General features: G+C 64.8%; 14 protein-coding genes. 6 read left to right on the plus strand and 8 right to left on the minus strand.

Translation table 11 applies throughout. The features are described 5' to 3' along the window. The first annotated feature begins 353 nt into the window (after nt 1–353). Complete coding sequence (locus tag CBW24_RS08930) at nt 354–1,244, plus strand: restriction endonuclease (RefSeq protein WP_157773178.1); 891 nt, start codon at nt 354–356, stop codon at nt 1,242–1,244. Between the two features lie 88 nt (nt 1,245–1,332). Here the strand turns inward: CBW24_RS08930 and CBW24_RS08935 are convergent, their stop codons facing one another. Further along, on the minus strand, nt 1,333–1,806 hold the full coding sequence (locus CBW24_RS08935) for a hypothetical protein (RefSeq protein ID WP_088663776.1): 474 nt from the start codon (nt 1,804–1,806) through the stop codon (nt 1,333–1,335). Nucleotides 1,807–1,941: 135 nt separating this feature from the next. Here CBW24_RS08935 and CBW24_RS08940 point away from each other — a divergent pair, with 135 nt between their 5' ends. Continuing rightward, nucleotides 1,942–2,367, plus strand: coding sequence for a SufE family protein (locus CBW24_RS08940; protein WP_088663775.1), 426 nt, complete (start codon nt 1,942–1,944; stop codon nt 2,365–2,367). 9 nt (nt 2,368–2,376) lie between these two features. Here CBW24_RS08940 and CBW24_RS08945 read toward each other — a convergent pair whose 3' ends face one another. The 3 genes from CBW24_RS08945 to CBW24_RS08950 all read right to left on the minus strand — a co-directional run bounded on the left by CBW24_RS08945 (nt 2,377) and on the right by CBW24_RS08950 (nt 4,202). Continuing rightward, nucleotides 2,377–2,976: a DUF1638 domain-containing protein gene (locus tag CBW24_RS08945; RefSeq protein ID WP_097374181.1), complete on the minus strand. Its 600-nt coding sequence runs from the start codon at nt 2,974–2,976 to the stop codon at nt 2,377–2,379. Nucleotides 2,977–3,102: 126 nt separating this feature from the next. Beyond that, nucleotides 3,103–3,276 carry a hypothetical protein gene (locus CBW24_RS18370; RefSeq protein ID WP_157773180.1) on the minus strand — a complete coding sequence of 58 codons (174 nt, stop codon included), beginning with the start codon at nt 3,274–3,276 and terminating at the stop codon, nt 3,103–3,105. 224 nt (nt 3,277–3,500) lie between these two features. Next, nucleotides 3,501–4,202 carry a cobalamin B12-binding domain-containing protein gene (locus CBW24_RS08950; RefSeq protein WP_088663774.1) on the minus strand — a complete coding sequence of 234 codons (702 nt, stop codon included), beginning with the start codon at nt 4,200–4,202 and terminating at the stop codon, nt 3,501–3,503. A gap of 205 nt (nt 4,203–4,407) precedes the next feature. On the opposite strand from CBW24_RS08950, the gene CBW24_RS08955 reads away from it, so the two are divergent. Beyond that, nucleotides 4,408–5,487, plus strand: coding sequence for a PA0069 family radical SAM protein (locus tag CBW24_RS08955; protein ID WP_088663773.1), 1,080 nt, complete (start codon nt 4,408–4,410; stop codon nt 5,485–5,487). A gap of 122 nt (nt 5,488–5,609) precedes the next feature. Here the strand turns inward: CBW24_RS08955 and bmt are convergent, their stop codons facing one another. The 4 genes from bmt to CBW24_RS08975 all read right to left on the minus strand — a co-directional run bounded on the left by bmt (nt 5,610) and on the right by CBW24_RS08975 (nt 9,033). After that, the gene (bmt, locus tag CBW24_RS08960) at nt 5,610–6,626 is read right to left on the minus strand and encodes a betaine--homocysteine S-methyltransferase (protein WP_097373386.1); all 1,017 of its coding nucleotides are present in this window, start codon (nt 6,624–6,626) and stop codon (nt 5,610–5,612) included. Between the two features lie 222 nt (nt 6,627–6,848). Then, entirely contained in the window at nt 6,849–7,163 is a 315-nt protein-coding gene (locus CBW24_RS08965; RefSeq protein ID WP_088663771.1) for a DUF1476 domain-containing protein, read from the minus strand. A 66-nt stretch (nt 7,164–7,229) separates the two neighbouring features. After that, nucleotides 7,230–8,423: a hypothetical protein gene (locus tag CBW24_RS08970; protein WP_157773182.1), complete on the minus strand. Its 1,194-nt coding sequence runs from the start codon at nt 8,421–8,423 to the stop codon at nt 7,230–7,232. Continuing rightward, entirely contained in the window at nt 8,416–9,033 is a 618-nt protein-coding gene (locus CBW24_RS08975) for a gamma-glutamyl kinase (protein ID WP_097373388.1), read from the minus strand. Before CBW24_RS08975 ends, CBW24_RS08970 begins: the two co-directional genes overlap by 8 nt. A gap of 297 nt (nt 9,034–9,330) precedes the next feature. On the opposite strand from CBW24_RS08975, the gene recA reads away from it, so the two are divergent. The 3 genes from recA (at nt 9,331) to CBW24_RS08990 (ending at nt 13,642) form a co-directional block, all read left to right on the plus strand. Further along, complete coding sequence (gene recA, locus CBW24_RS08980; RefSeq protein WP_088663768.1) at nt 9,331–10,395, plus strand: recombinase RecA; 1,065 nt, start codon at nt 9,331–9,333, stop codon at nt 10,393–10,395. A gap of 293 nt (nt 10,396–10,688) precedes the next feature. Then, the gene (alaS, locus tag CBW24_RS08985; protein WP_097373389.1) at nt 10,689–13,358 is read left to right on the plus strand and encodes an alanine--tRNA ligase; all 2,670 of its coding nucleotides are present in this window, start codon (nt 10,689–10,691) and stop codon (nt 13,356–13,358) included. Beyond that, nucleotides 13,358–13,642, plus strand: coding sequence for a DUF1330 domain-containing protein (locus CBW24_RS08990; protein ID WP_088663766.1), 285 nt, complete (start codon nt 13,358–13,360; stop codon nt 13,640–13,642). The genes alaS and CBW24_RS08990 overlap by 1 nt, the downstream gene beginning before the upstream one ends. Nucleotides 13,643–13,681 lie beyond the last annotated feature (39 nt).

Genomic DNA, 13,681 nt, shown 5'->3' on the forward strand with positions numbered 1-13,681 from the left:
TCGTTCCGCTGATTAAGATACATAGCTATGACGTTACACCCCCCGCAACGGTGATCCCATTGCGGGGGATTGATTTTGACGAACAGCGTTAGAAGCGGATTGCCATACTATATTTTCGCCCCATACGATTGAGACCGGATGACTTCTACTAAAGAGGTAAGCTTTGCCTCGTCCCGGTCAGAGGTCACTTCGCGGAGGTATTAATGAGTTCTATCAGATATTGGGCATCGCGGATGTCAGGAAAATACTCCGACCTGATGTGGTCGGAATTGGGCAGTGGGCGTCTCCGACAGGGTTGGGGGTCAAGAGCGGACCAAGACCTTGCGATCATTCGCAGCAAAGGCAGGTCCGAAATGAACCCAAGCCAGAAGGATGCCAACCGTCACCATCGCATGGCTGGCGCACCGGGCGGTTGGCAAGCGGGAGACATAATCCTTGTGCCGAACATTCCCCGGCGGCGCATGTTTTCTCTAGCACGGGTCACGGGGCCGTATCGCTACGAACCGATGACATTGCCTGACGGGTCTCAGGATTTCGGACATATTCGAGAGGTTGAGTTGCTTACCCAGAACGGTGTCGCGAATACCAGTCACTATGTGGGTAGCGGACTTCGCCATACACTGACCACACGCAGCCGCACATGGGAAATACGCAAGCGCGATGAGGATTTCGCTTTTCTTCTCGATCATCTGGACGAAGCCGACCTGATCGAGGAAAGCCGTGCCACTGACCGATTTCAGCGTGTCATCGACCAAGCTGAAGAAAAGGTCATTTCCGCATTCACCGATGTTTTTCGAGACGAACTATTTCGAAACCTCGGGAAGGCAGAATGGGAGCCGGTAATTGCCAGAGCGTTGCAATCCAATTTTCCAAATGCCCAAGTCAAAAAGACTGGTGGGCCAAGCGAGCGGGACGCGGATATCGAGATCCTCTTTGATAACCCTATCGGCGGTGCGAACTGGATAATTGTCGTACAAGTCAAAGATTGGTCACAAAAGGCAGGTGCATCACCTGTCAAACAATTGCGCGACGCGATCGAAACGCGAACAGTGCGCACTGACGATGGGTTGCTTGCGACACAGGTCATCGGCGCGGTGCTCGCGTTGACCGAAGCCGAGCCCTCGGATGAACTGGTCGATGCAATGGACGCATTGGAACGGGAGACAGATGTGCCCACCCAGATACTTTACGGCGAGGAGTTTCAAAAACTCATCTTGGAAGGCTTGCTTCGGGTCAGTCGCTGAACGCGGTTACCACCGTGCCGTCACATGACAGCCGTGACGACCGATGCCGGACCGTCGATCAACCCGCGAAAAACCGGCTCAGCCCACCTCAGCGGCTGATCGTCACCTGATTTTCGACGCCCTGCACCACGATGCGGCGGATGCCGGCGAGGTCTTGGTTCGACAGGAAGGTGGCGGCGCTCACTTCGCGCGAGGGCTGGGAGCCGACGCGGGTGGTGGTGATCGGCGGCCAGGCGCGGAATTCCAGCACGAGGGTATCGGCGGGCATGTCGGCGGTGCGGGGTAGGGGCAGCAGGTCGGTTTCCCACCAGCCTTGGCTGGTCGGGGTGCCGAGCGCGGTGATGATCGCGCCATCGGGCATACGGTCTGCGCTCAACCCGGTGACGGCCTGCACCTTGGGCCGGCCATCGACGGGGGTCAGCGACACCGGGGTCAGCCCTTCGGTGGCGGTGGATTCCGGACCGCCGAACCAGTTGAACGGGTTCAGGCGGCTTTCGCGCACGGTGGCGCATCCGCTCAGCAGCATCGCGGCGGTGAGACCCGCCAGCATCGTCTTGGTCATGTCCCGTCCCTCGTCTTTGATCCCCGGAATAGCCCAGTGCGGGGGCGTTGAAAACCCTTCGCGGGCTGGACCTTCGCGGGCGTGGCGCTTAGGTCTCGCAGGCAGAGTATCGTCAGCGGCAACAGGGGGTCCGACATGGCCAGCGCAGCGTTCGAAGAGATTGTCGAAACCTTCGAGTTTCTGGACGACTGGGAGGACCGCTATCGCCATGTGATCGAGATGGGTCGCGATTTTCCGCCGCTCGACGACGCCCTGAAAGTGCCCGCGACCAAGGTCGATGGCTGCGCCAGTCAGGTCTGGATCCATCCGCGCATTGAGGGCGAAGGCGCCGAGGCGGTGTTTGATTTCGCCGGAGAAAGCGATGCGATGATCGTGCGTGGCCTGATCGCGATCCTACATGCGCTCTATGCCGGGGAACGGGTCGGGCAGGTGCTGGAGATCGACGCGCTGGCGCAATTGCGGCGGCTGGGGTTGGAAGATCACCTGTCGGCGCAGCGGTCCAACGGCGTGCGCGCCATGATTGCCCGCATCCGCGAGGTCAGCGCCGCGCAACTTGCCTGACGGCGTGGCTCAAACCCCCGCAAGCGCTGTCGCCAGATCCCCGTAGCCGGTCGCGCGCCGCTCATAGGCCAGCCCCAGCCGCCGGGCGCAGTCCTGCGCGTGGCGGTCCAGTGCCGGGTCGTCCGTCTGCGCCAGATAGACCAGCGTGCGGTAATGGCCGAAATACATGTCCCGCAGCTGCGGATGACGGTCGAGGCCCAGCGGCTCCCACACGAACGCATCGAACTGCCGGGCAAGGAAATCCGTCAGGTAGAACGCGTCGATTTCGTCCCGCGCGGCAAAGCGGTCGAGCCCGTCGAAAAAGGCGTAGCAATGCGGCCCGGCGATCATCTCCACCCCCATCTCGGCGCAGGCGGTCTGGAGCGTGCCGCCAGTGCCGCAATCGGCATAGGCCACGAAGATCCGCTCATAATGGGCGCGGTGGCGGGTGACGGCGTCGCGCACGGCAGGCGTGATGCGGTCGGGGTGGTTATGCAGGATCGCGGGCAGGCAGGTCAGCGCCAGGTGATCCCAGCCATTGGCGCGCTTCAGCGCAAGGATTTCATGGGCCAGCGCCCCGCAGGCAATCACCAGAACGCGCGCCCGGTCCGCTGCCGGATCAGACGCCATGCCATGCCGAGTCAGATGCGCGTCGTCGGGTGCGGCATCGGCAAGAGCATCGGGCGCAGCTTCCGGGGCACTGTCGCGCAGGCCGCTGGGGCCGGAGCCGGGATCAGGGCCGAGGTCCGCCATTGCTCAGCGGCCACGCCGCCACGCCAACCGCAGCACCAAGGCCAGCCCCAGCGCGCCGCCCATCAGGGCAGGCAGGGCCGACGGGCCCAGTTGCGATACGGCCAGCAGCGTCAGACCGGCGGCGGTGATCACCAGTCCCAGCAGCAGAAGAAACGGAATGAGGGGTGCGTGTTCCATATCACCAATGTGGGCAGATGCGCGCGGCGATCAAGGCATCACAGGCACCTGTCGCCGGAACCGGCCGGCTTTCGCCCGAGCAATGGTGTCGGAGCGGGCCGCTACCCGCCGACGCCGTTTGCCCGGATTGCTGTATTGGGGTGCAGGTGGCAGTGCGGGACCACCGAGGGATGGGGGCCGGGCAGCGCGCCTGCGCCACCGGCCCCGGCATGAGGGCCTAAGGGTCAGGCGCGGGCCTGATTGTGCTTCCGCGCGATGAACTCCTTCGCCGTTTCCACGGCCACGGCGGCATCGCGGCAATAGGCGTCGGCCCCGATCGCGCGGCCAAATTCCTCGTTCAGCGGCGCGCCGCCGACCAGCACGATGTAATCGTCGCGGATGCCTTGCTCCTTCATCGTGTCGATCACGACCTTCATATAGGGCATGGTCGTGGTCAGCAGGGCGGACATGCCGACGATATCGGCATCCTCTGCCCGCGCGGTGTCGAGGTAATTCTCCACCGGGTTGTTGATGCCCAGATCGACAATATCGAAGCCTGCGCCCTCCATCATCATGGCGACGAGGTTCTTGCCAATGTCGTGGATGTCGCCCTTGACGGTGCCGATCACCATCTTGCCCATCTTCGGCGCGCCGGTTTCGGCCAGAAGCGGCTTGAGGATGTTCATGCCTTCCTTCATCGCGCCTGCGGCCAGCAGCACTTCGGGCACGAACAGGATGCCATCGCGGAAATCGTTGCCGACGATGGTCATGCCCGCGACGAGCGCTTCGGTCAGGATGCGATAGGGCTCCCAGCCGCGCTCCAGCAGGATGTTCACCGCTTCCGCGATCTCGTCCTTCATGCCGTCGTAGAGGTCGTCCATCATCTGCGGGACAAGTTCATCATCGGGCAGTTCGGACAGGATCAGATCGTCTTCTTCGTCGGACATTTGGGCGTCTCCGTTGATCGGGCCGGGCGGCGGGCTGGGCCTGCGCCGCGGCGGGAATGGTGGGGTTTTCTCACGCGATGGCAAGCGGGGCTTGCAGCGTGTTCTCATTTCGTTCTAATTTGACGGACCGCCGCATCGGGCGGTGGGCGGAGCGGCGCGGCGGGCGCGCCACCCGCATTCGACGCCAAGCGCGGAGGGCTGTCGCATGGATCAGCGCGAGATCGACAAGGACCGCCGCCGCGGACGCGCGGCCACCAGCAACGACGTCGGCCGGTTCGAGCCGCAGACCCGCGTCGCGATCCATGACGGCTGGGACCGGGACGAAGACCTGCCGCCCCTGCGCACCGAAGTTGCCGTAGAGCGCCCGCGCCGGGTGATCACGCGCAACACCTCGCCCGATGTGGGGTTCGACCGGTCGGTCAATCCCTATCGCGGCTGCGAACATGGCTGCATCTATTGCTTTGCCCGTCCGACCCATGCCTTTCTGGGCCTGTCGCCGGGGCTGGATTTCGAAACCCGGCTGATCGCCCGTCCCGCCGCGCCGGAGCAACTGGCACGGGAACTGTCGGCGAAGCGCTATCAGGTCGCGCCGCTGGCCTTTGGCACCAATACCGATCCCTATCAGCCGATCGAGGGGGAGCGCGCCATCATGCGCGGCTGTCTGGAGGTTCTGGCCGAGTTTCGCCATCCGGTCACCATCGTGACCAAGGGCACGCTGATCGAGCGCGACATCGACATTCTGCGCGACCTGGCCGCCGACAATCTGGTGCGGGTGGGCATTTCCGTGACCACGCTCGACCCGGCGCTGTCGCGCGCAATGGAGCCGCGCGTGCCCGCGCCCGCCCGCCGCCTGCGCAGCATCGAACGGCTGAGCGCTGCGGGAATTCCGGTGCGTGTCATGGCCTCGCCCATGATCCCGGCGCTGACCGATCACGAGCTGGAGCCGATTTTGGAGGCCGCGCGGGATGCGGGCGCGCAGGCGGCGTCCTACATCGTGCTGCGGCTCCCACGGGAGGTCAGCGGGCTGTTTCAGGACTGGCTGGCCGACGCGCGCCCCGACCGCGCGGCGCGGGTGATGGCCCGCGTCCGCGAGATGCATGGCGGGCGCGATTACGACCCGGACTGGGGCAAACGGATGCGCGGCGAAGGGCCGTTCGCCAAGCTGCTGGCGGCGCGGTTCGATTTGGCGGTGAAGCGTCTGGGTCTGGCGACCGCGCTGCCGCCGCTCGATTGCGCTAAATTCCGGGTGCCGCCGCGCCAAGGCGACCAGCTGAGCCTGTTCTGAGCCACGCGCGCGCGCGTGCGCCACGCCCCGATACAGGGCGCGACGCAGGGTGTGACACTGGGCCCGTGGCCCGGCGTGAGGAGAAAACGCGCGCGGCGACATCACTGTGACCCGGTGCCGGATCAGCCGCGACGACGGCGACGGCGGGCCGGAGCTTCGCCCCCGGCGCCGGGCTCGGTGCCGTCGCTGGGCGAGGAGAATCCGCCAAGCCGGTCGGCGATATGTTCCAGCGTCGGACGCGCGCCGGGGGTATGCGCCTCCAGCGCGGCACGCATGGCCGACAGATGTTCGGGCGTCGTGCCGCAGCAGCCGCCGATGATCCGCGCACCGCTGTCCCGCGCCATGCAGGCATATTCCGCCATCAGTTCCGGCGTGCCGTTATAATGGATGTGGCCGTCGACATATTTCGGGATGCCCGCGTTGCCCTTGGCCACCACCGGCAGATCCGGTGCCTGCGCGGAGAAGCCCAGCACGGTGCGCAGCAGGTCGGACGCGCCGACGCCGCAATTGGCGCCGAAGGCCACCGGCTTATGATCGAGCTTATCGACCATCGCCACCATATCCGAGGAGGTCAGCCCCATCATCGTGCGCCCGGCAGTGTCGAAGCTCATCGTCCCGGCCCAAGGCATGCCTGCCAGTTTCGCGGCTTCGGCGGCGGCAGCGTATTCCTCGGGCGCGCTGATCGTTTCGACCCAAAGCACGTCTGCGCCGCCTTCTTTCAGACCTTCGGCCTGTTCGTGGAACATCTCGACAGCGCTGGCATGGGTGAGCGGACCCATCGGGGCCATGATCTCGCCCGTCGGACCCATCGAGCCCGCGACGATGACGGTGCGGTCCTGCTTATCCGCGATCTCGCGCCCGATAGCGGCGCCAAGGCGGTTCAACTCGCGAACGCGGTCCTGCGCATCGTGCAGCTTCAGCCGTGCGGCGGTGCCACCGAAGGTGTTGGTCAGGAAGATGTCAGAACCTGCGTCGATCGCGCCTTTGTAAAGCGCGGTGATGCGGTCGGGGTGATCGACGTTCCACAATTCGGGCGCGTCGCCCGATTGCAGACCCATATTGAACAGGGTGGTCCCGGTGGCCCCGTCGGTCAGCAGCCAGTCGCGGGTTTCGAGCAGGCGGGTCAGGGCATCGGTCATGGGGCGCCTTTCTGGTCGGTCACGGTCGGCCGGTTCAGCGGCGCGCCGGCCGACGGACACGAGAACTCCCGCGTGCCGCGCACGGGGGAGGGTTGCAAAATGATCCCGCCCCTCTGCCACGGACGCTCGCCCGAGGCAAATTCATATTGGTCATAACGATCATGAGCCGGAGCGCGGCAAGCTGTCCTGCCGCGCTCCGATTTACCTCGCGGTGATGCGGGCTCAGTTCTCTTCGAGAAGCTGTGCCTTGGCGCGGGCCATCAACTCGACCATCTTGCTGCGCAGGGTGGTTTCGTCGGTTTTGTCACCCAGATCGGCCTTGACCTTGCGGTAGACATCTTCGTCGCCGGCTTCTTCGAAATCGGCGCGGATCACGTCGCGGGCATAGGCGGTGGCGTCATCGCCGCTTTTGCCCAGCAGATCGGCGGCCCACAGACCCAGCAGCTTGTTGCGGCGGGCCTCGGCCTTGAACTGCATCTCGGCGTCATGGGCGAACTTGTTCTCGAACGCCTTCTCGCGGTCGTCGAATGTGGACATGGCGGAAACTCCTCAGTGTTTGGCCCATCTTTACGGGAGCGCGGCGCCATTGCCTAGAGCCTGCGGTCAGCTGAGCGGAGCGCCATCGTTTCGCGCCTCGAACAGCGCCGCCAGTCGGGCAGCGGCAGCGATGCGTTGCTCCGCCGGGCGGTCGCCATGACGGATAAGCTCGGCCGCGCGGGTCAGGGCGCCGTCGATGTCGCCGGAATTCAACTGCCCGGTCAGTTGATCGAGCCACGGCACCTGTTCTTCCTCCGGCAGACCGGCCTCGACCGCCGCGACAAGGATTGCGGTCACTTCATCCTCCCAGCTTTCAGAAGAGGCGGGCAGAGCCGGATCGGCAGCGGGGGTTTGGGGCGCATCCAACGGCGTGACGGCAAAGGTCGACGTATCATCAGGGACGGGTGCGACGGCAGGCGCAGGGTCCGAAGGGCGGCGCAGAGGCCCTTGCCCCGCGCGGGCCAGCACCGCGTCCAGCGGCAGACCGCCCGGCATATCCGCCAAAACCAGCATGTCACGGCGCAGCGCGACATCGTAGAACATGTCCTCCGGTGCCAGCCCCATCGCCGTCAGGATCGAGGCAAGTCGCCCGGCATTCATCAAGGTCATCGGCGCGGCGCCGGGGGGCGGCAGGCTTTCGGCCTCGAACGGGTGCGGCATGCCGGTGTCGTGGCCTTGCCACGGGGCCTCGACGCTGACGCCTTCGGGGCTGCGGGCGCGCACGTCGCGGGTGGCCCGGCCCCCTGTCAGCACACGAAAGCGGAAATCCGCGCCCGGATGGGTTTGTCCGCTATAGCGAAAGCAGAACAGCTCCGCCGGGCCAAGCGCGGCGCTCAGCTTTGCCCATGCATCATGGGGGTCACCGGGGGGCAGCCGCCGCTCGATCAACGTATATGCGCCGGGGCCAAGCGGGCCGGACAGACGGACCGGTCCCAGCCCGTGCGCGCCCTCTGCGGGCGGAACCAGCGACAGGCGGGCCATCGGGCCATCGGGGATCATCTCATCGGGATGAACGGCGAGCGTCTCTTGCACGGGGTCCGGCACAGGCGCGCGCGCCCCGCGCAGCCGCGTCCAAAGCCGGGACAGCCCGCCAGGCGCCGCATCGGACCCCGACGCGTCCGCCACAGGGGCAAGGCTCGCCGCGAATGCCTGCGCGACCTGCCGCGCGGGGGCGGGTGTCAGCGCGAAATCAAGCAGAGCAAAGCTGTCTCCGTCGGCCTCATCAGGCCCGTCGTGATGCGGATCGTCCATATCAACCATGCCATGCCCCTCCTGCATCGAGCACCATCTGGTGCAGCGCGACATCCTCCTCCAGCGCCTCTGCCAGCCGGGTTTCGACCCCAGCTGGCAGATCCAGCGGACGCGGGGGGGAAACATTGCGCGCGGGCAGGGCGATCTCCTGCCCTAGTTGGGTTTCGAGGAAGCTGATCGCCTGATCGAAGCGCTCATAGGCAAAAAGATGATCGACGCCGATCGGCTGGCCGCCCGCGCGCAGGAATTTCGACTGTCGCCCCACCCGCGCCGGGGCGGGCTGATCCTCGGACAGATAGGCGGTCACGAAATCGGCAAAGCTCATGCCCTTTGTGCTGTTGGCTTTCCCGTCGAGCGCCGGGCGCGCGCGGTAGCGATACCAGCTGCCCAGCCAGTCGCGGGGTTCGCGGATCAGCGCCATTGTCTGCAATGGCGGGCGCCCGTCATCGGCGAAGAGCGGCGCGATTTTCTGTTGAAAGCCGCGCACGCGCAGGTGTTTGAGCCCTGGCGGATGGCGGATCACCATATCCGCCCGGGGGCCGAGCGCGGATTCGAGCGCCTGCGTCCCGGTCTTTGGCACCGCCAGCACCGCCAGCCGCGCCTGCCAGAAGATCATCATGCCTGCCTGCCTCTCTGCCGGTCGGAGCGCGACCTTGCCTGCCTTGCAGCGGCGAAGCGGCACCCCCGGTCTTCCGTATACCGAATATTAACCGTGCCGGGACAATGCTCAACAGCGCGCGCGCTTGGGGCGCATCTCGGCCAGCGGCGGTCTGTGCAGACGGGTTCGGGGCGCTTTGCGGGATCTGTGCATTAATCTACTTGATTTGTTCTCACTTTGTCCTCATATGCTGTGAACAAGAGGCGAACAAAAGCAGTCATTGTCGCGACAAGCGGCGTGTGAAATAAGGATGCGGAAATGGCAACGGCGAACCTTCTGGATATGGTAGACAAGCGTAGTTCCGACAAACAGAAAGCCCTCGACAGCGCGCTGTCCCAGATCGAACGTCAGTTCGGCAAGGGCTCGATCATGAAGCTCGGGGCGAACAACCCCGTCTCCGAGATCGCATCCACATCGACCGGCTCGCTCGGGCTCGATATCGCGCTCGGTATCGGCGGGCTGCCCAAGGGCCGGATCATCGAGATCTATGGCCCCGAAAGCTCCGGTAAGACGACGCTGACGCTGCATTGCGTGGCCGAAGAGCAGAAAAAAGGCGGCGTTTGCGCGTTTGTCGACGCCGAACATGCGCTCGACCCGCAATATGCCAAGAAGCTGGGCGTCGATCTGGACGAACTGCTGATTTCGCAGCCCGACACGGGCGAGCAGGCGCTGGAGATCACCGATACGCTGGTGCGGTCGGGCGCGGTCAGCCTTGTCGTCGTCGATTCGGTCGCGGCCCTGACGCCGAAATCCGAACTTGAAGGCGAGATGGGCGACAGCTCCGTCGGCGTGCATGCGCGCCTGATGAGCCAAGCCATGCGCAAGCTCACCGGCTCCATCAGCCGTTCCAACTGCATGGTCATCTTCATCAACCAGATCCGGATGAAGATCGGCGTCATGTTCGGCAGCCCGGAGACGACGACCGGCGGCAACGCCTTGAAATTCTACTCCTCCGTCCGGCTCGACATCCGCCGCATCGGCGCGATCAAGGACCGTGACGAAGTGGTCGGCAACGCCACCCGCGTGAAGGTCGTCAAGAATAAGGTCGCTCCGCCGTTCAAACAGGTCGAATTCGACATCATGTATGGCGAAGGGATTTCCAAGACCGGCGAACTGCTGGATCTGGGGGTGAAGGCCGGTGTGGTCGACAAATCCGGGGCGTGGTTCTCCTATGGTGATGAGAGGATCGGGCAGGGGCGTGAGAACGCCAAGACCTTCCTCAAGGAAAACAAAGCGATGGCGACGGAGATCGAAGACAAAATCCGCGCCGCGCATGGGCTAGAATTCGACGGCAGCGCAGATGATGCGCTGACCGAGGACTAGCGCCCGGTCGCGCGGAGCGGCCCGAACCCTGACCGCCGCAGCGTGTCAGACTGTGTATCGCATCAGACCGCATATAGAGTATGGAAAGCGGGCCTTCGGGCCTGCTTTTTCATGTCTGCGGGCTGGCAGATGGCCCGTCCCGATCCCAATTGCGAAACTGTTTGAGACAGATCGACACCGTGCCATCCGGCAAAGGGGCAGGGCGGCAGTCCGGGCACCGGGCCGGGGATGGTGGACAGCCCTTGCCCGCGCGGCTACACCTGCGCAGCAAAGCCGCGACAAAAGAGCAAGACATGACCAGCGTCAAAGATATCCGCAGCACTTTTCTAAACTATTATCAGGGGCAGGGGCATCGGATCGTCGACAGCTCCCCGCTGGTGCCGCGCAACGATCCGACGCTGATGTTTGCCAATAGCGGCATGGTTCAGTTCAAGAACCTGTTCACCGGCGTCGAGCATCGCGACTACACCCGCGCCACCACCGCGCAGAAATGCGTCCGCGCCGGCGGCAAGCACAACGATCTGGACAATGTGGGCTATACCGCGCGGCATCACACGTTCTTTGAGATGATGGGCAACTTTTCCTTTGGGGATTACTTCAAGGAACAGGCGATCCCCTATGCGTGGGAGTTGATCACCAAGGAGCTCGACATCCCCAAAGAGAAGCTGCTGGTCACGGTCTACCACACCGATGACGAGGCCGCTGATCTGTGGAAGAAGGTCGCGGGGCTGAGCGACGACCGCATCATCCGCATCGCCACCGACGACAATTTTTGGATGATGGGGCCGACCGGGCCCTGTGGTCCGTGCTCCGAAATCTTCTACGACCACGGCGATCACATCTGGGGTGGGCCTCCGGGCAGCCCCGAAGAGGACGGCGACCGGTTTGTCGAGATCTGGAACCTCGTCTTCATGCAATACGAGCAGTTCGAGGATGGCACCCGGCGCGAGCTGGCGGCGCAGTCCATCGACACCGGTATGGGGATCGAGCGGGTCGCCGCGCTGTTGCAGGGCACCAACGACAACTACGCTACGGATCTGATGCGCGCATTGATCGAGGCATCGGCGCATCTGACCAGCGTCGATCCGGATGCGGAGGGCAAATCCGTCCATCACCGGGTGATCGCGGATCACCTGCGTTCGACCTCGTTCCTCATCGCCGACGGGGTGATGCCGTCGAACGAAGGGCGCGGTTATGTGCTGCGCCGGATCATGCGGCGCGCCATGCGTCATGCCCATCAGCTGGGTGCGCAGGATCCGCTGATGTATCGGCTGGTGCCGGAACTGGTGCGCCAGATGGGCGCTGCTTATCCGGAACTGGGGCGCGCACAGCCCCTGATCGAGGAAACGCTGAAGCTGGAGGAAACCCGCTTCCGCCAGACGCTCGACCGCGGTCTGAAGCTGCTTGACGATGAGCTGTCAGCGCTGCCAGAGGGTGCAGACCTGCCCGGTGCCTCCGCATTCAAACTTTACGACACCTATGGCTTCCCGCTCGACCTGACGCAGGATGCGCTGCGCGAAAAAGGCCGGGCTGTCGATACCGAAGGCTTCGACACCGCGATGGCCGAGCAGAAGGCCAAAGCCCGCGCGGCGTGGTCCGGCACCGGCGAGACGACCGATGCCGCGATCTGGTTCGATCTGGCAGAAACCCACGGCGCGACCGAATTTCTGGGCTACGATACCGAGCAGGCCGAAGGTCAGATCCTTGCCATCGTGCGCGAGGGTGCGGCGCAGCCCGTGGCCAAAGCTGGCGACAGCGTGCAGATCGTGGTCAATCAGACCCCGTTTTATGCAGAATCAGGCGGTCAGGTCGGGGATACCGGCACCCTGCGCACCGAGACGGGCCGCGCGACCATCATCGACACCCGTAAGACCGCTGGCCTGTTCATCCATTTCGCCGAAGTGACCGAGGGCGAGATCGCGGTGAATTCGGGCGCGGAACTGGTCGTCGACAACAGCCGCCGGGGCATGATCCGCGCCAACCATTCGGCCACGCACCTGCTGCACGAAGCACTGCGCCGCGCGCTTGGCGATCATGTCGCGCAGCGCGGCTCGTTGAACGCGCCTGACCGGCTGCGCTTCGACTTTAGCCATGCCAAGGCGCTGAGCGCCGATGAGATCGCCGCGATCGAGGCGGAAGTGAACCAGTTCATTCGGCAGAACACGCCGGTCGACACCCGGATCATGACGCCCGATGACGCGCGCGGTTTGGGCGCGCAGGCCCTGTTCGGCGAGAAATACGGCGATGAAGTGCGTGTCGTCTCGATGGGCCGGGCCGATAGCGGCAAGGGCGCAGCGGGCGACACCTATTCGATCGAATTGTGCGGCGGCACGCATGTCCGCAACACCGGCGACATCGGCGCGTTTGTCCTGACCTCCGAGACCGCGTCCTCGGCCGGGGTGCGGCGGATCGAGGCCCTGACGGGGGATGCGGCGCTGCGTGAATTGCGCAACCGTGACCACGCGCTGAGCGAGATCGAAGGCCTGTTGAAAGTGGCGCAGAACGGCGCCCCGGAGCGGGTGCGCGCGCTGCTAGACGAACGCAAGGCGCTGCTGGCCGAGGTTGCGACGCTGCGCCGCGAGCTGGCCATGGGCGGCGGTGCAGGGCAGGGCGGTTCGGTCGAGGCTGAGACCGTCAATGGCGTGGCCTTCCTCGCGCAGGTCGTCAGCGGTGTGTCGGGCAAGGATCTGCCTGCGCTTATCGACGCCCATAAAGACAAAATTGGCTCCGGCGCGGTGTTGCTGGTGGCCGATACCGGCGGCAAGGCCGCGGTCGCCGCAGGCGTCACCAGCGATCTGACCGGGCGGGTTTCCGCGGTCGATCTGGTTCGCGCGGCTGTGGCGGAACTGGGCGGCAAAGGCGGCGGTGGCCGTCCCGACATGGCGCAGGGTGGCGGCGCGGATGCGTCCAAGGCCGATGCCGCGCTGGCTGCCGCACGTCGTGTCGTTGAAGGAGCCAACTGATGAGCGCACTCTGGATCGCCAATGTTCATGTGACGGATGACGAGGCCTATGGCCGCTACGCGAAATTGGCCGGGCCTGCGATTGACGCCCATGGCGGCGTGTTTCTGGCCCGTGGCGGACGTCATGTGCAACTGGAAGGTCGCGACCGTCCGCGCAATGTGGTCGCCCGGTTCCCCTCCGTCGAGGCGGCGGAGGCCTGCTACAACTCGCCCGAATACCAAGAGGCGCTGAGCCATGCGCGCGATGCCTCGGAGCGGGATCTGGTCATCGTCGAGGAACTCTGAGCCGCCGGTCTCGTCGCAAAATCGTTGCATGGCCGTTAT

The sequence above is a fragment of the Pacificitalea manganoxidans genome (assembly GCF_002504165.1).
Taxonomy (GTDB): Bacteria; Pseudomonadota; Alphaproteobacteria; order Rhodobacterales; family Rhodobacteraceae; genus Pacificitalea; species Pacificitalea manganoxidans.